Below are 22,396 nucleotides of genomic sequence, written 5' to 3' on the forward strand. Positions count from 1 at the left end.
TTCCTAGAGAAAACGAATAACACCCAGCACCTGAGCGGGCGCATTATTGCTCAGCAAAAACACACGATATTCTGAGGGCGGCAGTTGTTTTTTCAAGACCACAATCGGTTCATATTGCTGCGTTTTCGCGTTGATATTGCGTGCGTCTAGCATCATGCGATAAGTCGATTGCCCGCAAAACAATAACCCTGTTACTTCAGGGTTAATGGGCGCATCCACCTGCAACTCTACCGCCAACGCTCTCGCTTTTTTACTATAAACGCGCACTTGCGCTGTAGAAAAGTTTTCAGACGATACAGGACAATATTCTGATGACACGCTATCTACAGCTACTGGCTTATAGCGGTCATCAATTGCATTGTAGGGATTGTAATAGCCCTGTTGATAGGCATTAAACAAACGCCAATCTTGATTGTGCGGATAAAAAGGCATCTGTGAACGCCCCATGCCGCCGTCGATCAACCAGTTGTAGTGCGATATTTTGATGTTGTTACGCTCCTGCGCAATATCGTCCAACACATGCAGCGAAGCTACTTGCAGCAATACACAAGCCGCCAGCACAAAATAACGCAGCCAGCGCTGCGCATAAATGTGCAAAAAACTTCCGCACAGCAATACCAACAACAACGAAGTGTACAAACGGTAACGAGAAACTAAACCGGTTTCTGCGCCGAAAGCACGGCCGCGACCCAACGCAACCAGCGCCAGAGAAACCAAAACCAACAGCAATACGCTGATAAAAAAACGATCAGATCGGCTGCGCATACGCCAGCCATTTTGCAACAGCAATACCAGCATCACCGCGCCAACAATAGCAGCCGGCTGCCATTGTTTGGCAGCAAAAATCGTAGCGCCGATAGCGGCCAACCACGAAAAAAATGCCTGTACCACGGACACCCATACAGCCACGGGTGTGCCGTAAGAAGGCTTGAAGTAATCCTGCAAATTTTCTGGATCGGTATACAACACATAACGCCAGAGATGATCTGCTGCAAAAGGACTTTCATACCAACAGTACAACGCCGTGGTGACTAAAAATGCGAGTAGCCATACGAAAAATTGCCGCACATTTTGCTGTCTTCTCTCCATATACGCCGCAAACACATTGCTCGCCAACAGAGCAGGCAATACCAGCAGGCCGTTAAATTGACTGCCGATTGCCAACAGCGCCCAAAAAAGCGGCGCCATAATTGCCGCCGGATTGTTTGCCACACTGCGCGCCGCCAACAGCGCAAACAAAATCACAATTTGATTGGAGATAGCCGTCATCGCCCAGAAGCTGGCGTTCCAATAAAACAGATTGAAAAACAAACCGATGGCAATAGCCGACGCATACCACCAGCCCACGGTTTTTTTCAGCCAGTCAGCCAACACCCAACAACAGGCCAACAAAATTGCATTGCCCATCAGTTCGTAATGAAAAAAATTAATCTGCTTAAACAGTGCGTAATCCAGCAAATACAGCAAATGGTTGATGATGGTGACATGCTCGTGGTTGGGCAGCGCAATAACCGCCGGCCACTCCCACCAGTGTTCACGCGAGAGAAAAATCTCAAAAAACCACAGCACATCGACAAAATCGTCGGCCTGCCCCGCATCTAAGGCAAAGTAAAAAAAGACAGACCCGTAGTAGCACAGCGTGCCAACCACTACCGCGAGACAGCACAGTTTTTCTGTGTGTGAAATGGTTATGGCGCGGTGCGGTTCAAGTGGTGCTGTCATCGCGTCGTTCAACTAGGCGCGAGAAAAAAATGCCCGCCTCAAACAACAGACACATCGGCACAGCCAACATCAACTGCGACAGCGCATCAGGCGGCGTCAACACGGCGGCGATGATGAAACAGCACACGATAATCCACGATCTTTTTCTACCAGTGCCGCCGAGGATGTCACGCCCATCAACACCAACAACACCGTCGCCACCGGAATTTCAAAGGTAAAACCGAAAGCCACAAACATACCCAGCACCACATCCAAGTAGCGCGAAATATCCGGCGCATAGGTCACGCCCTCCGGCAGTATTCGGCTCATAAAGCCGAACATCACCGGAAAGACCAAGTAATACGCGAATGCAACGCCGGCATAAAACAACAATACGCTGGATGCCAAGAGCGGGCTGGCAATGCGCTTTTCGCGCTGATAAAGCCCAGGCGCAATAAACGCCCACACTTGATACAACAAAAAAGGCACGCAGAGAAAAATTGCCGCAACAAACGCCAGCTTAAACGGCGCGGTGAACGGCGCAATCACTTCGGTGGCCAACATGCCTGTGCCGTTAGGCAAGTAGTGCAATAAAGGTTCTGACAAAAAATGAAATAAATCATTAGCAAAAAATGCCAATCCAATAAACACCGCCAGCACGGCGCAAATACACCACAGCAAACGCCTGCGCAGCTCCAGTAAATGTGCAATCAGCGGCTGCTCTTGCAAATCATCCGTCATGGCGCACTTTTTCCGTTCTCATCAGCGGTAGAGTTTTTTTCTGGCTCCACCATTACTTCATCCTTTAATACGCGCTCTATCGCCTGCTGCGGCTCGTGCAAACTTTTCATAATAGCTTCGTTGTGCAACTGGCGACGAATATCATCCGCACCCAATTCACGCTCCACCTCGCGCCGCGTATCCGACAACACGCGCTTAAACCGGCCTATCCACAAACCGGCGGTGCGCGCCGCTTGCGGCAGACGCTCGGGGCCAAACACCACCAGCGCCACCAGCGCCGTCAGCAGCAGCTCCGAAAAACCAACATCAAACATTGCGCGCAGCCGCTTTAAGCGGGCGGATTACTTTTATCGTCGGGTAAGTTTTTTTGCGCAGCATCTTCTGCGGGCTTCTCTTCTTCACCGTCCTGCATCGCTTTCTTAAAGCCTTTAATCGACGCACCTAAATCCTTGCCAAGATTTTTTAGTTTTCCCGTGCCAAAAATCAGCACCACAATCGCCAACACAATCAGCCAATGAATCGGACTACCGAAACCCATAACCTTACCTCGCCGCTTTTTCGTCTAAGCCCGACAAATCAAATCGTCGCGCCAATTCATTCAACACATCCTGCGCTGATAAATCCAAATGCGACAACAGCACCAGCGTGTGAAACCACAAATCGGCTGTTTCATAAATCAATTTTGATTTATCCGCGCCGTGTTGCACATCTTTGGCGGCCAGCAGCGTTTCGCCACTTTCTTCCGCCACTTTTTTTAAAATTTGATCCAGACCTTTGGCGTGCAGGCTGGCGACATAGGATTTTTCTGTTTCACCAGCCTGCTTGCGCGCTTCCAATACAGCCGTCAATTGTTCCAATACATTTTGCATATCAAGCACCATAAATCTGCGCGGGGTCTTTCAAAACAGCGTCTACAGTTTGCCACTCGCCATCTTTTAATACGCGATAAAAACAGGATTCGCGCCCTGTATGACAAGCAATGCCGCCCTGCTGTTCCACTTGCAACACGATCACATCCGCATCGCAGTCCAAACGAATTTCATGCACCGTTTGTACATGACCAGACTCCTCGCCCTTGTGCCACAACTTTTGACGCGAGCGCGACCAGTACACTGCTTCTTTACAGCGTGCCGTTTCCGCCAAAGCATCGCGGTTCATCCACGCCACCATCAACACACGGCCAGTTTGCTGATCTTGGGCAATGGTGGGGATAAGACCATCGCTATCCCATTTCACCGCATCCAGCCACACCGCCGTATCCGCCCCATTACTCATATCACATCAATACAGGTATAAAAGTGCCTACATTGTAGCTGCCTCGCCCCGTATAATGCGCCCCCTTTTGCCCACTCCACCGGTACCCGCATGTCCACCGCACACCCGATCGAAAAGCTGCGCAACGTCGCCATCATTGCCCACGTTGACCACGGCAAAACCACGCTGGTGGATAAGTTGCTGAAACAATCTGGCACGCTCGACCGCCGCAGCCAAGAGGCGGAGCGCGTGATGGACAGCAACGATCAGGAGAAGGAGCGCGGCATCACCATCCTCGCCAAAAACACTGGCGTGGATTGGAACGGCTACCGCATCAATATCGTGGACACCCCTGGGCACGCCGATTTCGGCGGCGAAGTGGAGCGCGTGTTGTCGATGGTGGATTCTGTGCTGCTCTTGGTCGATGCCTTCGACGGCCCCATGCCGCAGACGCGCTTCGTGACCAAGAAAGCCTTTGAACACGGCCTGAAGCCCATCGTGGTGATTAACAAAGTGGATCGCCCTGGCGCGCGCCCACACTGGGTAATGGATCAAGTGTTTGAATTGTTTGACAAATTGGGCGCGACCGACGAGCAGCTCGACTTCCCTGTGATCTACGCCTCCGCCCTGAACGGCGTGGCCGGCTTGGAAGTGGACGCGCTGGCCGACGACATGACCCCGCTGTTCCAGATGATTGTGGATCGCGTGCCGCAACCGGACGTGGATCTCGACGGCGCTTTCCAAATGCAAATCTCGGCGCTGGATTACAACTCTTATGTAGGCGTTATCGGCATCGGACGCATCAAGCGCGGCAAAATCAAGCCCGGCTCGCAAGTCAAAATCATCAACATCGACGGCAAAGTGCGCCAAGGCAAATTGCTGCAAGTGATGGGGCATTTGGGCTTGGAGCGCGTGGAAGTGGAAGAAGCCACCGCGGGCGATTTGGTGTGCATCACTGGCCTCGACCAACTGAATATTTCCGACACCATCTGCCAAGTGGATGCCGTGGAAGCGCTGCCGCCGTTGGTGGTGGATGAGCCCACGGTGAGCATGACTTTCCAAGTCAACAACTCGCCCTTCGCCGGTAAAGACGGCAAGTTTGTCACCAGCCGCAACATCAAAGAGCGTTTAGAGCGCGAGCTGTTGCACAATGTGGCGCTGCGCGTGGCGGAAGGCGACAGCCCCGACAAATTTATTGTGTCCGGTCGCGGTGAATTGCATCTTTCGGTGTTGATTGAAAGCATGCGCCGCGAAGGTTTTGAACTCGGGGTGTCGCGCCCCGAAGTCGTGACCAAAGAAGTGAACGGCGAAACACACGAGCCGTTTGAAGTGGTGGTGATTGATGTGGAAGAACAGCATCAAGGACCGATCATGGAAGAGATGGGTCGCCGCAAAGCCGAATTAAAAAACATGGAAATCGACGGCAAAGGTCGCGTGCGTTTGGAATACCTCGCACCCTCGCGCGGCTTGATCGGTTTCCGCAACAGCTTCCTCACCATGACTTCCGGCTCCGGCATCATGACTTCAGTGTTCGATCACTACGGCCCCGCCAAAGCGGGCGACTTGGGCGGACGCGTCAACGGCGTGTTGGTGTCGATGACGCCAGGCAAAACTCTCGCTTACGGTTTGTTCAGTTTGCAAGATCGCGGGCGCTTATTTATTGACCCGAATGTGGATGTGTACGAAGGACAAATTGTCGGCCTGCATTCGCGCGACAACGACCTCGTCGTCAATCCTACGAAGGCAAAACAGCTCACCAATATTCGCGCCGCCGGCACCGATGAAGCGCTGATTCTCACACCGCCGATTCGTCACTCGCTGGAACAGGCGCTGGAATTTATCGAAGACGACGAGCTGGTGGAAGTGACGCCAAACTTTATTCGTCTGCGCAAAAAATTGCTGACAGAAAACGAAAGAAAACGCGCGGGTAGTAAGAAAAGCTAAGCGAGAAAGTTTTTCACCTTCTCCGCCTGCACCATGCAGTCCTTGTAGCCATGGTGCATCAGCTCCTCGCAATAAGAGGATTCAAACAGCAGATAACTGGCGATACTGGCGCCGCCCGATGGCCGGGTAGCACCTATCGTCTTGAGAAATAATCGCAAAGATTTTGGCAAACTACCAATGTGTTTGGCGGCAATTTCGTCAAAGTGCACGCTAGGCGAAATCACCAAGGTCTCTACTGCGCGCACATGAAGATTGCGCTGTTTTTCTTCACTGAAATCGCGCACAAAATCATTGAAACGATTCATCATATTGATGTCTTCTTCCATCGAATCAACAAATGCACTGTTCAACATCTGTGCAAAAATTTGCGCAATGGAGGGGGAGAACACTTTGTTATTGCGATTAATCTCCAGATGACCAAGGTTTCTTCTGCCACTGACACCGATCACCAGAATTTTTTCTGCACCCAAATGCAATGCTGCGCTCATGGGAGAAGATTGACGCATCGCGCCGTCGCCAAAAAATTCGCGGTGAATATGCACGGCTGGGAATAATGCAGGCAGAGCGGAAGATGCCATTAAATGTTTGTGTGTAATATCTTCGCGCAAACCAATGCGATGAATGCGATGCCAGTTTTCAATCTCTTGGCTGCCTTGAAAAAAACTGATGCTCTGACCACTGTGATAACCCATAGCGGTGATACACAGGGCGCGCAAATAGCCGCTTTGAATTAATTCCGGCAGAAATTGCAGATCGATATTTTCTAGCAACAAGTGATACAGCGGCATGTTGTCGAACAGCGACAGCGGCCTGCCGAAAGTGATACCACTGCGAAAAAAGGACAATAGCAATTTCAGTGAGCTGCCCAGTAATTCGCCATAGCCAATATGCACCACCTTTTCTGCGTGCAAGTTACCCCAAATGTTTTCTAGCTTGCTGATTCCTTGCGCAAAATGATCGGCTTGCGTTGCCAACATCGCCGCGTTGATGGCGCCGGCAGAAGTGCCGCAAATAATCGGAAAAGGGTTCGCGCAAGCCGGCGGCAATATTTCGGCAATTGCTTTCATTACACCCACTTGGTAAGCCGCACGCGCGCCACCGCCCGACAATACCAACGCTGCCTGTGCAGGAATATTGCAGGCCTCCATGCTGACGGGTTCAACAACTGCGTTGGCTGTTTTAATCACAATTTTGTTTCACTCACGGTTGTTGCCGCTGCTTTGTTGTTGCGCGGCAATGTACTGCGCCACAGCTCACCGCTGCTAAAACACTGCCAACCCCAGCGGCACCACGCCATCATAGAGAACACCAACCACAGCGACCACAACAGCATGGCCGCGCGGTACACCCACATCGGCACCGAGACTACCCACGCCTGCGGCAGTACCGCGCCGCGATCTTGATACCACAACAGTTGACTGATCGTGGATTGATTGCCCACAACTTGCATCTCTGGCGAAGACAGCAGGCTGGCGGGGATAGTGCCTACCAAACTGCCCAGTGCCAGCACGCTCAGAATCACCAAAACCACCTGCGTCAGTTGCAGATTACCGCAGCTCCAGCCAGCGGTGTTTGCCTTGCGCCGGTATGCCATAGCCACAAACCACGCCACCACCAACACGCTGCCCACGGCATTGACCGTACTCATACCCAACCCCAACAACACCCACTGCCAAGTAGCCACGGGCGTGACGCCGCTGCGACCGAGCACTATCGCCACCAACACCATCACCGTTAACACACCCCAGTACAACAGCGCGGGACCCATCAATGGGCCGCCCACCGCCAACAACCAGCGACCCTCCGGCATCTGCACACTGAGCTGGATATTGTTGAGCGGCTCGTGGAGCTGCGGTTGCGGTGTGGTGATACGCCAGCCCATGTCCGTTTCTTGTCGCCAGCTCACATCCAGCCGCTGACTGCCTGGGTGCAGGGGCAGTTTCAGTTGTGCATCAGGCAGAGCCGGATTGCTCTGCTCCACGCCGTCTATCGCCACCCGCTGCAATTTGGCACCGACGGGCAAGCTCAGCGGCAATTCGCCGCCCTGACTGCTGCGCACTTGCAGGCTTAGGCTCGTATCCACCGAACGCGCACCTGGGCGGTAATCCAAATTCACCGACTCCACTGTGCGCGTGCTGCCTGCCACACCCTGCGGTCTGCTGATCTCGGCACTCAAGCTTTCGCCCGGCCACGGTTGCCACACAGGCATAACGGCACTGGCGCTCTCTTGTTTGACAGGGTTCAAACCACTGAACGCCACATGCCAGATCGGGGCGATATCCCACTGCCACACCTCGATCCACGACACCGCTTTCGCCGCCGTCAAGTTCAGAGTTGCCGCTGGCTTGAGCGTCGCCGTCCAAGAGAAGGTCTGGGCGTCGGGCGCGATCACCACCTGCACGAGACCGTCGCGCACAACCACGCCGTCCGTGAGAACGGCCTCGCTGAGTAGCAAAGGAATGGCGAGATTGATTGCACCCACAGCGGGTGCAATGCGCTCCACCGTGGTTTGCACCTGCCAATCCAACCCCAACATCAAGCGCCGCGTGACGCGCACAAAAGGCGGTGCCGTATCTGGAAGTAAGCGCGCACTCTCGTTGCCTGCTTTTTCTGTTGGGGCATTGCGCGACAACTGCAAGCTATTGCCTGGGATGCGCCCCTCGCTCAAACCGGAGATTTGCCAACCCTCGGCACTGGCGCTGATGTTATGTGCCGACATAGAGAAAGGCAGTTGCAGGGCATCGCCCGCCACTTCGCCTTCCAGCACCACACTGTGGCTGCCCGCCGTCACAGCCAACCACAGATGCCCATTTTCATCGCGACGCAGGCGCTGTGTGGGCATGCCGTCCACCAACACCGCGCGCGGTTGCCACTGCTCCGCCGCTGGCAGCGGCACGGCGACCTCAATTTGTGCATCAATTTGCAACTGGATACGCAGGACATTGCCACTGATCTGCACCTGCCCGCGATTCAGAGCCGCACACTGCGGCGCACAATCAGGCGCGCGCGTGAGGCGCTGCTCCAATTCATCCAACATCGCTTTGCTAGGGAAAGCGGCATTGGTCTCTTGCGCCCACACCGGCTGGCCTTGCAGCAACAAACCCGCCAGCAACAGCACCGGTGCCACCGCTTTGCTCGCCGCGAGTTTGCGCCAAGCCGCGTTCGGCCACGCAGCGCGCAATAGCAACAACGCAAAGGCAAATGCTAACAACACTGAAGCCAAACGCCATATTTTATGAAGTATTGGCGATAGTAAGTACAAACGCACAGTTTGATCTTGCAGCACGGGACCGCTCCAATACAGGCTGACCGTCTGCCAGCGCCACGCCGGTTCGCCAGGGCCAGTTTGCACTTGCGCACTGGGGTCGTAGCCGCTGCTAGGCTCCTGCGCTGGCTTGGTCGCACGCTTCATCTTGCTGGGATAATCGGCGCTCTCTGCTCTGCGAACCGCCGGCGCCGCTGCAGGTATGGCTTCCATGGCAACTTGCGCACCGCCCACCATATCGTCTGCCACTTGCATCGCCGCACCTATCACACCGCTCTGTGTCTGTGCACCACCCTGCTGAATCGTCGCGGCGCGCCCCAATTCCAACTGCGGATAGATAGCGCTGCGCGCCTGCTCCACGGCGAAGTTCAGCAACAGCAAGGTCAGCAACAGCAACACCACGCTGTTGACTGCAGCGATCACCTGCCGGAAGCGCCCCGCCGGCAGCGCGCGCAACAAGCCCGTGCCGATCAAAGCAGCCAACCACAGAAACACAGGTGCCTGCCCTGCATGATAAGTGAGCATCAGCGCCAACAAAGCCACCACACCACCACCGACACCGAGCAACCGCCAACTGGCTGCCGCCACAATCAGCACCAAAAAAATTGCCCACAAATTCCAACGCGCCAACCACGAGCCAGCGGCGCTGTCGGCGCCCTCGGCGTGCAGCAACAGCCAGCCGGGGGGCAGGTACAAATTGGCGGATACGCTGTTCATCTCGCGCTGCCAAGCAGTGATGGGAATAGCTGTGAACTGCGCCAAACGGCTGACACTGAGCAGATTCAAAGCTCCGGCACGCAACTCCACACCGGCTTCGTTTTGTTGACTGTCCAAGCGCGTCACTAGCTGCGGCTCGCCGTTTACCTCTACACGCCCCAAGGTTTGCGCGGGCGCGGCAGAAAAGCGACTGGCCTGTCGCAAGCTGCCCGACACCACATCGCGACTGGTCATGCCGCTGCCGTCAAAATCTAGCCACAACTCGCGCCGCAGTGACAGCGCATCACTGGCGGTATCACCCAGCTGCGCTACATCTCCACGCTGGGTTTCGGTCAGAGTCAGTGTGTCGTTCGCCGTCAACAACCACGCGGGCGCTTGTCGCCATACCGCCGGCATATCGGTTTGCGAAGGATCCAGTGCCGTGGTGCTTGCAGGGGTCACTTGGCGCAACTGACGATCCGCCTGCCACGACCACACTTCTTCAGCGGGCCAGCTGTCGTCCAGCTTTTTAGGGCTGAAACTTGCGGGCTGGCCTTCTGCGCGCGCGCGCAGCACCAGCTCCCACTCACCGGCGCGCAGTTGCACACGCAAACGGCCGTCCGCTTCGATGCGCGCGGGCAGCGGAGTATCCAAGGCCAGCGGCACAAAACCATCCAACAAAAATTGACCGAGTAGCACTTCACGGTCACGACCGGCTACGCGCAGACGCAACACCGTTTCCATTTGCAAGGGAATACCGTCTTGTACTTGGCGAAACACTTGCACGGCGAGGGTATCCGCCACCGTCACTGGCGCGCGATTTTCACCAAACAATAAATAACCCTGTGCGTCGATGGAAGGCTGCGCTACGGGTTTGCCCTGCACGGTGAGCGCCAGCAGACCGGTACCCGCCGGCAGAGCCAAACGCGTGGGCAGCGCATCCCAGCGCATTACACCTTGCAGTTGATGTTCACCGGCTGGTAACAACACCGAGGGTGCACCGTCGTGTTCCACCACCTGCGCCGGTTTTTTATCCACTAAAACATCTTGCGGCCACTGCTCAACATCACCAGGCAGTGTCACCCACCCCTCGCGATAGAGCTGCCAGCTCTGCGTAAACAAAGCACCGCGCTCATCGACCTGCAGCTGCAACTGCCCTGGCCAGCGACAAAAGCGCTCGCCGAGTTCGGCGTATTGCGGCGGGCAAGCGAGATCTTTGTGTGCCTCCAACACCCAAGCGCGCCACGGCTCCAAAGCATCAGGCACCGCAGCTGGCACAGCGCGAACACTGCCGCACACCATTGAAAAAACCGTTAGCAAAAAAAATAATGAGCAGAGTTTTTTAATGCCGTGCATAGTGTTCTCCTTTTTATTCATTTTTTGACGGATAAAAATCCGCTGACAAATAACGCACAAACCACGAATCATTTCGCCCCATAAATTGCCAACCCGCCATGTAGCCAGGAATACTTTTGCCAGCCACTTTCACATCCGCATGCAGCGTTGCCAGCAACACATTCGACACACCAGAAAACGCACTCGGCAACAATAGCAACAGCAACAAGCCCGCCCGCCAATACGCGCCAGCCGACCACAACGCCCGCAGAATCGCCAGCAGCACTAGCAATACACCAAAATAAATTGCAGATGAAGATCGCACCATAAGGTCGTTATACACGCCGTAGTACACGCAAGACAATACCACCGCAGAGACAAACACCGCGACGGCAAACACAACCAGACTCTTATCCAGCCAACGCCGATACAGCACCACCACCAATGCGTATAAACACCAGCTCTTCAACAAAAACAGCAAAAAAATCACTTTGTCGATTTTCAAAAAAGGCAACACACCATACGGCTGATCACTAACAGAAACACTCGCGTAGTAAACACCCAACACACCCAGGACACTCACACCGACCAATGCCGTCAGCCACCCATCTTTGTTACTGCCGCAATAGAAAAATTGCCAAGCTAACAAAATCAAAACCAGTGGCAACAAGCCGAGCGCAATCATCGGCGCGTAATACGCCAACAGCGCGCAAGCAAATAAAATTGTGACAACTTTTTGTTGATAGGCTGCTTGGCACAACAAACCTACTACCAACCAACCGGCCACTGTTTGATGCGGCGCCCACAACAGCGAAGAAGCTAGTGAAGTGAAGTTACCAAACCACATACCTTGCACTAAATCAGTCGCCGGCCAAAAATCCAACATTGGCGGCGCACTTAACCATGTCAGCAGCACAGACAACAGCGTTATCGGCGCGTCCAGTTGACCCCACGCATATGGATATTGGCTGATCTGCAACAGCAAGCCGACTACCACATCCCAGCCGCCAAAAAACACCACCCCAATTGCCGCTACCCACGAACGCACACGCGTCAACAGCGCCATCATGCGCAGCGCCAGCCAGCATCCCGCCAACAACCAAAGATGTTGCGCCAACATGGCTGCCGATATTCCCGCTATTTTTCCTATCAAAGCGGGCCACAAGTAGTAGCCGGCGTACTGCACCAACAGTTGAAAACTGCCATCGGCATTTGCATAGCTGACAGGCCATGTGTAGTGAATCAAATCCAACAAACGCCCGTTATGCATTACATAATCTGACGATTGATAACCATAACCCCCTGCGCCGCACACGCTCACCCACGCCAACACAACGAGATAACCCGCAAGACCTGCCGAGTTATTTTTTTCTGATGCGTTTTTTTCTGGCGCTGCGCACTGACGAATACTCCACCACAACGCAGCGCCCCACACTGCGGTGAATACCAGCGCCCACACTGGACGCAGCCATGTAGCAGAAAAAAGCAATAACGGACTGCCCAACCATAGCAGTGCTATTTTCCACGGTGAAAAGCGCTCGGCAATCAACCAATACAGCGCACGGTAAAAAATGGCATGTCCTAGCACATACACTAGCACTTCCTGCCAACCGGCTACGGTTTGATACAAAGAGCGCGTTGCCAAGGCTATAAAAGCCATCCACCAAAACGGCGTGTCCAACGCCACGCGTAGCCATGCCTGCTGTGCGAATAGTCTATTAGCGCGCATCATTGCTTCAGCCATGATCGAATAACTTGTCTCTCATGTTTTTCATCACCCAGAAAAATAAAACTAATGCCGGAACGATGCTCAGTGTTGAAAAAACAAAAAAACCTTTGTAGCCAAAACTGCCCACCAAGAAACCAGAAAATCCGCCCACCAATTTTCCTGGCAGCGCCACCAGCGAACTGAACAATGCGTACTGTGTAGCGGTGTACTCGCGACTCACCAAGGATGACAACCACGCCACCGCCACCGTGCCGAGAAAACCGCCCGATAAATTCTCGCCGGTGATGACCGCAGTAAACACCGCGACATTGCCAGGGAAAATAGCCAAAAAAATGTACAGCAGATTGCTCACAGCGCCGAGCAACATTGCCAACAACAAACTGCGCTGCACGCCCATCCACGCCACTACCGCGCCGCCAATAAATGCACCGCCGATACCCACCCACACGCCGTACAATTTTGAAACAGCGGCGATATCGGTTTTGCTAAAACCGCTGTCGAGATAAAACGGAAACGCCATCACACCGATCATTTGATCGGGAATTTTGAACAGCCCCATAAACAGCAACAGCAACACACCCAGCCAGCCGCTGTAGCGTTGAAAAAAATCGCGAAACGGGCCGATCACACCATCGCTGAGTACCGCGCGCCAAGAAGACGAGCGCACGGTCAGCGTTTCCGGTTCGCGCGCCGCCAAGGTGGCCAGCATCACCAACAGCACCGCACAGGCCATGGCGCTGTACACCAGCGACCACGCGATGTGATCCGCCAACAGCAAAGCCAGCGCACCCGATACCAACAGTGCAATACGATAGCCAAGCGTCGCGGTGGCAGCCAGCGCGCCCTGCGCCTCCAAGGGTGCAATCTCGATGCGATAGGCGTCGATCACCACATCCTGTGTGGCACCGGCAAAAGCCACCAAGGCCGCAGCCACAACAAACCACGCAAAAGAACCGCTGGGAGTAATCCATGCCATCCACAACAGTGCTGCTGCCAGCAGCGCCTGCGCCAACAGCAACCAACTGCGGCGCTGGCCGAGTTGCTCTAAGAGAGGCAGACGCAAACTGTCTACCGCCGGCGACCACAAAAATTTGAAGGAGTAGGTCAACCCCACCAAGCTGACCAAGCCAATCTGCTCCAGTGACACCGCGTTATCTTTCAGCCAGGTGGAAAGCGTGCTGCCCACCAACAAAAACGGCAGGCCGGAGGCAAAACCAAAAAAGAACATCACCAAAGCAGCGGGCTGTGCAAACGCTTGGCGTAATGTGAGGCGGGGAGGCGAATCCATGCAAAAACCTGTCAGAAAGAGCAGCAGCCATTATCTACACAAGCCGCTACCATGGCACCCTGCTCATCGCGGAGAAAATCCATGCGCACTGCCACACTGCCTTTGTTACTGCTCGCCGCTTTATTCATCGGCATCACGGGCTGCCAATCCCAACCCGCCAACGACAAACTCACGCTGGAAAACAATTACTGGAAATTGGTGGAGCTGCACGGAAAGCCCGTTGCCGTTATCGACAATCAAACCGAACCGCATTTAATTCTGCACGCTGACAAACAACGCGTCGCCGGTTCTGGTGGCTGTAATCGCATCATGGGCAGCTATACCGTGCACGCTGACACCGTGCAATTCAAGCAAATGGCTTCCACCATGATGTTTTGTGCCGAAGGCATGGATACAGAACAAATGTTTCTACGCTCACTGGAAGGCGAACAACACTGGGTTACAACTCACGATACGCTGACGCTTTCTAACAAACAGGGCAAAGTTTTTGCGCGCTTTTCCGTGGTATATCTGCGTTGAAGTGCAATCACACCAAGGATGTCATTGTAAATGACTAACGCACCAGCACCATCCTACAAAACCAGCACTTGGTTTTGGGTTTGCGTCCTTGTTCTACTCATTTCTGTAGCACGCGGCATTCGCATGCCTGGCAACTGGGCATACACCCACTTTTTATTCAACTACGAAGCTGGATTTATCAAGCGTGGATTGATAGGAGAAATTTTTCATACACTGAATCCAACCTACAGCAACAATCATCTGTGGTTTACCTTCGTCAATGTGGCTTTTTTTATCGCTGCTATCTCTGCGCTATTGTATTGCATGCACACATTAATCAAGCGCAACAGCGCATGGCTAATAGCAGCATCCATACTTTTTGCATCTAGCTTAAGTCCCACCTATCTTGCTCATACCATCGGCTACTTTGACATCATCAGCGTATTTGCCGTTATTCTTCTAACGCAGTTGCTGCGCGCACCTTATCGCCAATGGCTTTTCTTGCCTGTAACAATTATTTGTCTGCTAATACACGAATCTTTTTTTATTATTTTTTTCCCGCTGCTGTTTGTGCATGTTGTTTTTTTTCAGGAAAGACGAACAAAAAAAGATAGGCTTCTACTGGGAAGCGGATACGCATTGCTAACTTTCAGCATTGCTTTTCTATTGGCAAATTATGCCTTACTCGACTCATCAGGCCGCCTAGCCTTACAAGGCCATTTAGAAAAAATTGCTTCCATTCCTCTACGCCTTGATGGTTTTTCTGTATTGGTAAGGCACATCGGTGATAACTATGGAATTATGGCTCCCTCTTTATTTTCTTTATGGCCCAACATCGAATCACTCCCTGTTACACTGCCAACAGCCATAGTGTTAAACATGCTCATCTGGAAAATTGTACGGCCTCACCACAGTTTTCAATCAACACTGGTGATTTGTTTGGCGTCATTCTCTCCATTGGCAATGCATATCCTTGCCTGGGATACTCACCGCTGGAACGCATTGATGGTAACAACCAGCTTTCTGAATCTCTGCAATGTGGCGCGACATTATCCAGCACCACAAATCCAGCCACCTTACCCTGTTTTTGTGCTGCTCATTTTTCTTAATGGCGCATCGACAATCGGCTTATTTGAAGAATATGAAGTAAGGCAGTTTCCTTTTTTTGACGAGATTTACAAAACCATCCCCGTATACAACACTCAACAAGGCAGCTATAACTAGCGCTCTTGCCTTTTAATTTCTTATTTTTGGCAGAAAAAATGACCCAAGACAAACTCAAACAAGCCGTAGCCCAAGCCGCTCTCGATTATGTGATGACACGCATTGCACGCGACTCGGTAATTGGCATTGGCACGGGATCCACGGCCAATTATTTTATTGATGCGCTGGCGAAATACGCGGGCGATTTTGCCGGTTGTGTGTCCAGCTCCGATGCGTCCACACAACGCTTACAAAAACACGGCATCGAAGTGTTTGACCTCAACCACACCGGCTCGTTTGATATTTATATCGACGGCGCTGACGAAGCCAACGCGCAACTGGAATTGATTAAAGGCGGCGGCGCGGCATTGACACGCGAAAAAATTGTCGCCGCCTGCGCCAAAGAATTTGTGTGCATTGCCGATGAATCTAAATTGGTCGGTACGCTGGGCAGTTTTCCTCTGCCGGTAGAAGTCATCCCCATGGCGCGTAGTTTAGTGGCGCGTGAATTGGTCAAACTCGGCGGCGATCCCGTGTATCGCACTGGTGTCATCACCGATAATGGCAACGTGATTTTAGATGTGCACAATCTACACATCACCTCACCGCGTTTGTTGGAAGAAAAAATCAACAATATTACCGGCGTGGTGTGCAACGGTTTATTTGCACTGCGCCCCGCCGATGTTTTGCTGCTCGGCCGACCTAGCGGCGTTGAAACTCTGCGCGCCACGGCATAATGCAAAATACCTTCCGCCATATTTCGCAAAAACCACCGCGAGCTTTGCGGGTGTGGCTGCACGATCGCAGCTCACTCACGCGTCGTTTGCAAACGCTGAGCAATAATCAATTTTCTGTCACCGTACTGAAACAGCGCTGGGAAAAACCGCGCCGCGCAGAAGCGCAATTATTAAACCTGCCGCTGCACGAAGTCGCACTGATACGCGAAGTGATCCTGCACGGCAACAGCACGCCGTGGGTGTATGCTCGCAGCATTCTTCCGCTGCGCACTTTGAATGGCTCACTGCGTTTTTTGCGTCACTGGGACAATCGCCCACTCGGTGCGCTGCTGTTTCGCAATCAGCGCATTCGGCGCGAAAAACCTATCGTGCAGCAGCTACCCTGTTCTTCTCTGCCTGCGAGTTTGCCCGTAGCCGATATGCCCGCACAGTTATGGGGGCGCTCCTCGGTGTTTCGTTGCGGCGCGCACGGTTTATTAGTGGCAGAAACTTTCTTGCCTGCACTGGTCAATGTCATTATGTCCTCATCGTATTCAACGCCATCGCCATGAAAACATTTCGCCCACTCCAGAAAAAAATTCCACCCACGGTGCATGAACTGTGGCAGCTCATGCGCTTGGATAAACCTATCGGCATTTTGTTGCTGCTGTGGCCGACGCTGTGGACGCTGTGGCTCGCCGCTGGCGGTTTTCCCTCGTGGAAAAATCTCATTATTTTTTCTGTCGGTTGCGTGTTGATGCGCTCCGCTGGTTGTGTGATTAACGATTACGCAGATCGCCATTACGATCTGCATGTCAGCCGCACACACGACCGCCCACTCACCGCCGGCCGCATCAAACCCGGTTACGCGCTGCTGCTGTGTGCCGCGTTATGCATGCTGTCTTTTTTTCTGGTGCTGCTCACCAATGCACTCACCATCAAACTCGCATTTGCCGCGCTCGCGCTCGCGGCGATTTATCCGTTTTGTAAACGCTACACCCACATGCCACAAATCGTACTCGGCGCAGCCTTCGGTTGGTCTATTCCTATGGCGTGGGCTGCGCAAACAAACGCGCTGGCGCCACAGGCTTGGTTAATTTTTGCCATGGCGCTGTTGTGGACGCTGGTATATGACACTTTTTATGCAATGGTCGATCGCGCCGATGATTTGAAAATTGGCATTCGCTCCACCGCAATTTTATTTGGCGATGCCGACCGCGCCATCACCGGCGTATTGCAAGTGTTGGTACTGATGGGCCTATTGCTGATGGGGAAACGCTTTCAACTGCATTGGCCATATTTTATTTCGATTGCCATTGCCGCCAGTTTTTTTGCGTGGCAACAATATTTAATTCGCACGCGCCAACCTGTTGCGTGTTTTCGCGCTTTCTTGAACAACCACTGGGTAGGCATGGTGGTTTTTATCGGCATTGCCATCAGTTACGCGCTGCCAAAAGCAGCTTAGTATTTTTTATTTTTCAATCGAGGAATTTTTATATGCAACGCCCTAGCGGTAGAAAACCGGATCAACTGCGCGCCGTGCGCATCACGCGCCACTACACACGCCACGCTGAAGGCTCGGTGTTGGTGGAGTTTGGTGACACCAAAGTGATTTGCACCGCAACCGTCACCGCCGGTGTGCCGCGTTTTATGAAAGGCGAAGGGCGCGGCTGGGTTACTGCCGAATACGGCATGCTGCCGCGATCCACCGGCAGCCGTATGGATCGCGAAGCTGCGCGCGGCAAACAAGGTGGGCGCACGGTAGAGATTCAACGCTTGATCGGTCGCTCACTGCGCGCAGCGGTAGACACCAAAAAACTGGGCGAAAACACTATCGTGATTGACTGCGATGTTATCCAAGCAGACGGCGGCACACGCACGGCATCGATCACCGGCGCCTGTGTAGCGTTGGCGGATGCCATTGCCTTTATGCAAAAGAAAAAAATGATTACAGACAACCCGCTCACACGCATGATCGCTTCGGTTTCAGTCGGCATGTATCAAGGCAGCGCCGTGTTGGATCTCGACTACCCCGAAGATTCCAGCGCAGAAACCGATATGAATGTGGTGATGGGCGAAGACGGTGGTTTTATCGAAATTCAAGGCACAGCAGAGGGTGCGCCGTTCAGTGAAACGGAATTTCAAGCGATGTTAGCTCTGGCAAAAACCGGCATCACCAGCTTAGTGGCTGCGCAAAAAGCAGCGCTCGCTTCCTAACGCAGTCGATCAAAATAACTCGATGTCGTAATCCGCAAACACAGGGATGTGGCTGGAAAACACGCGGTTGTTGCAATAATGCACAGTGCGTACGGCAGAGGTAAACTCGGGTGAGATCACCTGCGCATCCACGCGCCAGCCATCGCCGTCACCTACCGTGCCAGATGGCCACCAGCTAAAAATATCGCGATCAGAACTCACCATACGCAACGCATCGCGGTAATCGAATTCGTTGTATAGACTATTCAGCCACTCGCGCTCAAACGGCAAAAAACCTGGCGACGACTGATGACTCTCCCACTGCTGTACATCTACTTTCTGATGAACCATGTTCCAGTTGCAACACAGAATATAGCGACGGCGGCGATTGCTAATTTTCTTGAAGTGATCTTGCAAGCAATCCAGAAAACGCATGCGCGCTTCTATTGATTTCGGATTTTGTTTTGCAGGGGGGACAAACAGAGAAACCACGCTAAAGTGTTCAAAATCCGCGCGCAGATAAGTGCCATCGAGATCAACTTCTGGATTAAAACCAAATCCCGGCATCACGGCACGCGGCAACTGACGCGTGTAAATAGCCACGCCGCGTCTGCCATCTGCACGATCACAAAAATACGCGTGATAGCCCGATGGAAAACAAGCGTCGCTTAAACGATCTTCACTGGCGCGCAAATCTTGCAGACAAATCACATCCGCCGCTTGCTGCTCCAGCCAAGCAAACAAACCGCGACTGGCGGCCTGTTCAATACCATCAACACTGAGACTGATAATACGCATCGTGCGCTCACACCCGACTAAATTGGCGACAATGTTATAGACTTCGCCGCCTTCGGTCTGCTTTTTTAACTCGGCTTTTTTGGAAAACCTCATGCAAGACTATCAGCAGCAATTTATTCAATTGGCACTGGCGCACCAAGCACTGCGCTTTGGCGAGTTCACCCTCAAATCCGGCAGAACCAGCCCCTATTTTTTTAATGCCGGTCAATTTTACAGTGGCGGCGCACTCGCCGATTTGGGTCGCTGCTATGCCGCCGCCTTGGTTGCCTCCGGCATTGAATTCGACATGCTGTTCGGCCCCGCCTACAAAGGCATACCGCTGGTTAGCAGCATCGCGATTGCCTTGGCGCGCGATTTCGGGCGCGATGTGCCATGGTGTTTCAATCGTAAAGAAGCCAAAGACCACGGCGAAGGCGGCTCGCTCGTCGGCGCGCCGCTGCAAGGCAAGGTAGTGATTGTGGATGATGTGATCACTGCCGGCACCGCCATCGGCGAGGTGATGCAGATTTTTGCTCGCTACCCGCAGGCCAGTGTCAGCGCCATTTTGATCGGCCTAGACCGCCAAGAACGCGGACAGGAAGGCTCGCTGTCGGCGGCGCAAACGGTCAGCCAGCGATATAGCGTCCCTGTTCTCAGCGTACTGGGCTTGAACGAGCTGATCAGTTTTTTGCAACAAGCCAACGATCAACCCGTCGCACTCGCCGCCATCCAACGCTACCGCGAGCAATACGGCACGCACTGAACCTTTACAGCAGGCAACGCTCTGCTTAGAGTGCCTCTACATCCGACAGGTGGTCCATCTCATGCTCACTCAGCCAACCCGCTCCTCTCTCACACTGCGCAACACCTGTTCTGGTTTTTTGCTTAGTGCATCGCTAATGGTACTGATCAACACCGTTAATGCCGAGGCGCCAAAATCCACAGAGCCACACATGTACCGTTACACCAATGACAAAGGCGCATTGGTGACTAGCAACAGCATCACCCCCGAATACGCACGCAAGGGTTATCAAATTGTGACGGTGACTGGCGTGGTGTTATCAACCGTTGCACCGGAACCCACAGCGGAACAACGCGCGCAATTAGCACAACAAGAAAAAGACAAACTGACTGCCGAACAGCAAAAAGTCCACGACAGAGAGCTGTTATTGCGCTACAACAGTTTGGACGATATCAATGTCGCCAAAAAAAGACGGCTGGATGAAATCAACAACCAGATCGTGTTGCTCAACTCCAATGCCGGCACACTGAAATCACAAATGGATAGCGAACACCAACGCGCCGCTATCTTTGAACGCAATGGACAGCCTATTCCCCAAGTGCAGTTGGATAAAATTGCAGATTTGCAGCAGGCCATCAAGGTAACGGAAGACCAAGTGGCACAGCGCAAACAAGAATTGGTTGACGAAACCGCGCGTTTTGACAAAGACACCGAACGCCTGATTCTTCTCAACAAAAATCGCGGCAAACAGTTATAGGCATTAAAACGCCGAGGCGCGCGGCGACAGCACGCCCAAGCGCAGCACCAGCCATTGCTCTTGCCAACCTTGCGTAGGTGTATCGCGGAAACCGCTGCGCGCGTACTGACTGATTTTTCCATCTAAAAACGCCACTAGCAGCGCCGCTGACTGCGAAGGCGTCGCAACCGTACGCAAATTTTCTTTGACTTCTGCATCGCGAAACACTTGTTTTAACTGCGTGTTGATCCGGTCAAAAAATTGCGTGACTCGCAACCGCAACTTGTCGCGCTCACCAGCAAGCGCATCGCCGTATAACAATCGCGCTAAGCCCGGATTTTTTTCCGCAAATACCAGCACCAGCCACAGAATTTTTTCGCAGCGTGTCGCTGCCGTCTGCTCTTCTTCCATGATGTGACTGACACGCGAAAAAATCACCTCTTCAATATACTCAATCAAACCCTCGTACATTTTGTATTTGCTGGGAAAGTGCCGATACAACGCGGCTTCGGAAACGCCAACTGTTTTTGCCAAGCCAGCGGTCGTAATCAACTCCCCTGGAAACTGCTCTAACATCTGCGCCAAGGCCTGCAAAATTTGCTGTTTACGCGAAGGTTTTTGTGCTTTTGCCGCTTGGTCCGTCATCTCATATCAACCCATCAAACTCAATTTTTATTTGTGATCAGCGTGCCTACGCCGTGGTCGGTAAAAATTTCTAGCAGCACAGCATGCTCAACACGACCATCAATGATGTGCGCACTGGTGACGCCGTGTTTGACAGCATCTAACGCACATTGAATTTTTGGCAACATGCCGCCGTAAATCGTACCGTCGGCAATCAAACTATCCACTTGCACCGTAGTGAGGCCAGTCAGCACTTTTCCTGCCTTGTCTTGCAGGCCTGCAACATTCGTCAACAGCATCAATTTTTCTGCCGATAATGCTTCCGCTACTTTTCCTGCCACCAAATCGGCATTGATGTTGTAGCTCTGGCCATCAGCGCCCACACCGACTGGCGCAATCACCGGAATAAAATCGCTGTGAACCAAGGCATCAATCACTTCACGATTGACATATTCCACTTCGCCCACAAAACCGATGTCCAACTCTTTGCCATCCGCATCTTTCATTGCCATTTTTTTGGCGCGAATTAAATCGCCATCTTTACCAGTAATACCGATAGCTTTACCGCCCGCTTGATTCAGCAAACTCACCACGGTTTTGTTCACCGCACCGCCCAATACCATTTCTACCACTTCCATGGTTGCAGCATCGGTGACGCGCATACCCGAAATAAATTCCGAGTGGATGCCTAGCTTTTCCAACAGCAAGCCAATTTGTGGGCCGCCGCCATGCACCACCACCGGATTCATACCCACCAATTTCATCAATGCGATATCTTGTGCAAACCCTTGCGTCAGTGCATCGTCCACCATCGCATTGCCGCCGTATTTCACCACGATGGTTTTACCGACAAAGCGTTGGATATACGGCAGCGCTTCCGTCAACACATTGGCGATGTCGAGCGCCTTTTCACGACTCAAAGTCATACGATTTCTCATGCTGTTCTTTAGA

At 52.9% G+C, this 22,396-nt stretch carries 21 protein-coding genes and 1 pseudogene; 9 read left to right on the forward strand and 13 right to left on the reverse strand.

Annotation, left to right across the window (positions count from 1 at the left end; genetic code table 11):
* Positions 1–3 precede the first annotated feature (3 nt).
* From IPK30_04465 to hisI, 6 genes and pseudogenes are all read right to left on the reverse strand, one after another.
* Positions 4–1,722, reverse strand: a complete 1,719-nt coding sequence (locus IPK30_04465; protein MBK8102540.1) for a hypothetical protein — start codon at positions 1,720–1,722, stop codon at positions 4–6.
* A pseudogene (tatC, locus tag IPK30_04470) lies at positions 1,706–2,442 on the reverse strand (twin-arginine translocase subunit TatC). The gene IPK30_04465 and the pseudogene tatC overlap by 17 nt, the downstream one beginning before the upstream one ends.
* Complete coding sequence (tatB, locus tag IPK30_04475; protein ID MBK8102541.1) at positions 2,439–2,756, reverse strand: twin-arginine translocase subunit TatB; 318 nt, start codon at positions 2,754–2,756, stop codon at positions 2,439–2,441. Before tatB ends, tatC begins: the two are co-directional and overlap by 4 nt.
* 14 nt (positions 2,757–2,770) lie before the next feature.
* Positions 2,771–2,980 carry a Sec-independent protein translocase subunit TatA gene (gene tatA, locus IPK30_04480; GenBank protein MBK8102542.1) on the reverse strand — a complete coding sequence of 70 codons (210 nt, stop codon included), beginning with the start codon at positions 2,978–2,980 and terminating at the stop codon, positions 2,771–2,773.
* A 4-nt stretch (positions 2,981–2,984) separates the two neighbouring features.
* Entirely contained in the window at positions 2,985–3,311 is a 327-nt protein-coding gene (locus tag IPK30_04485) for a phosphoribosyl-ATP diphosphatase (GenBank protein ID MBK8102543.1), read from the reverse strand.
* 1 nt (position 3,312) lies between these two features.
* Positions 3,313–3,717, reverse strand: coding sequence for a phosphoribosyl-AMP cyclohydrolase (gene hisI, locus IPK30_04490; protein MBK8102544.1), 405 nt, complete (start codon positions 3,715–3,717; stop codon positions 3,313–3,315).
* A 90-nt stretch (positions 3,718–3,807) separates the two neighbouring features.
* Between hisI and typA the strand changes: the two genes are divergently transcribed.
* Positions 3,808–5,640 (forward strand): translational GTPase TypA, encoded by a 1,833-nt coding sequence (gene typA / locus IPK30_04495; GenBank protein ID MBK8102545.1) that lies wholly within the window; start codon positions 3,808–3,810, stop codon positions 5,638–5,640.
* Here the strand turns inward: typA and IPK30_04500 are convergent.
* From IPK30_04500 to IPK30_04515, 4 genes are read right to left on the reverse strand one after another with little or no spacing between them, the layout of a single operon-like run.
* Entirely contained in the window at positions 5,637–6,788 is a 1,152-nt protein-coding gene (locus tag IPK30_04500) for a patatin-like phospholipase family protein (protein ID MBK8102546.1), read from the reverse strand. The two genes, typA and IPK30_04500, sit on opposite strands and share 4 nt — an antisense overlap.
* A gap of 35 nt (positions 6,789–6,823) precedes the next feature.
* Complete coding sequence (locus tag IPK30_04505) at positions 6,824–10,957, reverse strand: hypothetical protein (protein ID MBK8102547.1); 4,134 nt, start codon at positions 10,955–10,957, stop codon at positions 6,824–6,826.
* Between the two features lie 13 nt (positions 10,958–10,970).
* Positions 10,971–12,680, reverse strand: a complete 1,710-nt coding sequence (locus IPK30_04510) for a hypothetical protein (protein ID MBK8102548.1) — start codon at positions 12,678–12,680, stop codon at positions 10,971–10,973.
* The gene (locus tag IPK30_04515; GenBank protein ID MBK8102549.1) at positions 12,673–13,893 is read right to left on the reverse strand and encodes an MFS transporter; all 1,221 of its coding nucleotides are present in this window, start codon (positions 13,891–13,893) and stop codon (positions 12,673–12,675) included. Before IPK30_04515 ends, IPK30_04510 begins: the two co-directional genes overlap by 8 nt.
* Positions 13,894–14,034: 141 nt before the next feature.
* Here IPK30_04515 and IPK30_04520 point away from each other — a divergent pair, with 141 nt between their 5' ends.
* From IPK30_04520 to rph, 6 genes are all read left to right on the forward strand, one after another.
* A complete protein-coding gene (locus tag IPK30_04520; GenBank protein ID MBK8102550.1) occupies positions 14,035–14,472 on the forward strand; it encodes an META domain-containing protein in 438 nt (145 codons plus the stop codon).
* 123 nt (positions 14,473–14,595) lie between these two features.
* Positions 14,596–15,675, forward strand: coding sequence for a hypothetical protein (locus IPK30_04525; protein ID MBK8102551.1), 1,080 nt, complete (start codon positions 14,596–14,598; stop codon positions 15,673–15,675).
* 38 nt (positions 15,676–15,713) lie between these two features.
* Positions 15,714–16,391: a ribose-5-phosphate isomerase RpiA gene (rpiA, locus tag IPK30_04530; protein ID MBK8102552.1), complete on the forward strand. Its 678-nt coding sequence runs from the start codon at positions 15,714–15,716 to the stop codon at positions 16,389–16,391.
* Positions 16,391–16,942 (forward strand): chorismate lyase, encoded by a 552-nt coding sequence (locus IPK30_04535; protein MBK8102553.1) that lies wholly within the window; start codon positions 16,391–16,393, stop codon positions 16,940–16,942. The genes rpiA and IPK30_04535 overlap by 1 nt, the downstream gene beginning before the upstream one ends.
* Positions 16,939–17,835 carry a 4-hydroxybenzoate octaprenyltransferase gene (ubiA, locus tag IPK30_04540; GenBank protein MBK8102554.1) on the forward strand — a complete coding sequence of 299 codons (897 nt, stop codon included), beginning with the start codon at positions 16,939–16,941 and terminating at the stop codon, positions 17,833–17,835. Before IPK30_04535 ends, ubiA begins: the two co-directional genes overlap by 4 nt.
* A 32-nt stretch (positions 17,836–17,867) precedes the next feature.
* Positions 17,868–18,587: a ribonuclease PH gene (rph, locus tag IPK30_04545; GenBank protein ID MBK8102555.1), complete on the forward strand. Its 720-nt coding sequence runs from the start codon at positions 17,868–17,870 to the stop codon at positions 18,585–18,587.
* Between the two features lie 9 nt (positions 18,588–18,596).
* Here rph and IPK30_04550 read toward each other — a convergent pair whose 3' ends face one another.
* On the reverse strand, positions 18,597–19,364 hold the full coding sequence (locus IPK30_04550) for an exodeoxyribonuclease III (protein MBK8102556.1): 768 nt from the start codon (positions 19,362–19,364) through the stop codon (positions 18,597–18,599).
* A gap of 91 nt (positions 19,365–19,455) precedes the next feature.
* On the opposite strand from IPK30_04550, the gene pyrE reads away from it, so the two are divergent.
* Both pyrE and IPK30_04560 read left to right on the forward strand, forming a co-directional pair.
* A complete protein-coding gene (gene pyrE / locus IPK30_04555; GenBank protein ID MBK8102557.1) occupies positions 19,456–20,106 on the forward strand; it encodes an orotate phosphoribosyltransferase in 651 nt (216 codons plus the stop codon).
* A gap of 61 nt (positions 20,107–20,167) precedes the next feature.
* Positions 20,168–20,842: a hypothetical protein gene (locus IPK30_04560; GenBank protein ID MBK8102558.1), complete on the forward strand. Its 675-nt coding sequence runs from the start codon at positions 20,168–20,170 to the stop codon at positions 20,840–20,842.
* A 3-nt stretch (positions 20,843–20,845) separates the two neighbouring features.
* Here IPK30_04560 and slmA read toward each other — a convergent pair whose 3' ends face one another.
* Positions 20,846–21,466, reverse strand: a complete 621-nt coding sequence (gene slmA / locus IPK30_04565) for a nucleoid occlusion factor SlmA (protein ID MBK8102559.1) — start codon at positions 21,464–21,466, stop codon at positions 20,846–20,848.
* Positions 21,467–21,486: 20 nt separating this feature from the next.
* Positions 21,487–22,371: an acetylglutamate kinase gene (argB, locus tag IPK30_04570; protein ID MBK8102560.1), complete on the reverse strand. Its 885-nt coding sequence runs from the start codon at positions 22,369–22,371 to the stop codon at positions 21,487–21,489.
* Positions 22,372–22,396: the final 25 nt, after the last annotated feature.

This window comes from Cellvibrionales bacterium (assembly GCA_016713115.1).
In the GTDB taxonomy this organism is placed as follows: Bacteria; Pseudomonadota; Gammaproteobacteria; order Pseudomonadales; family UBA7239; genus UBA7239.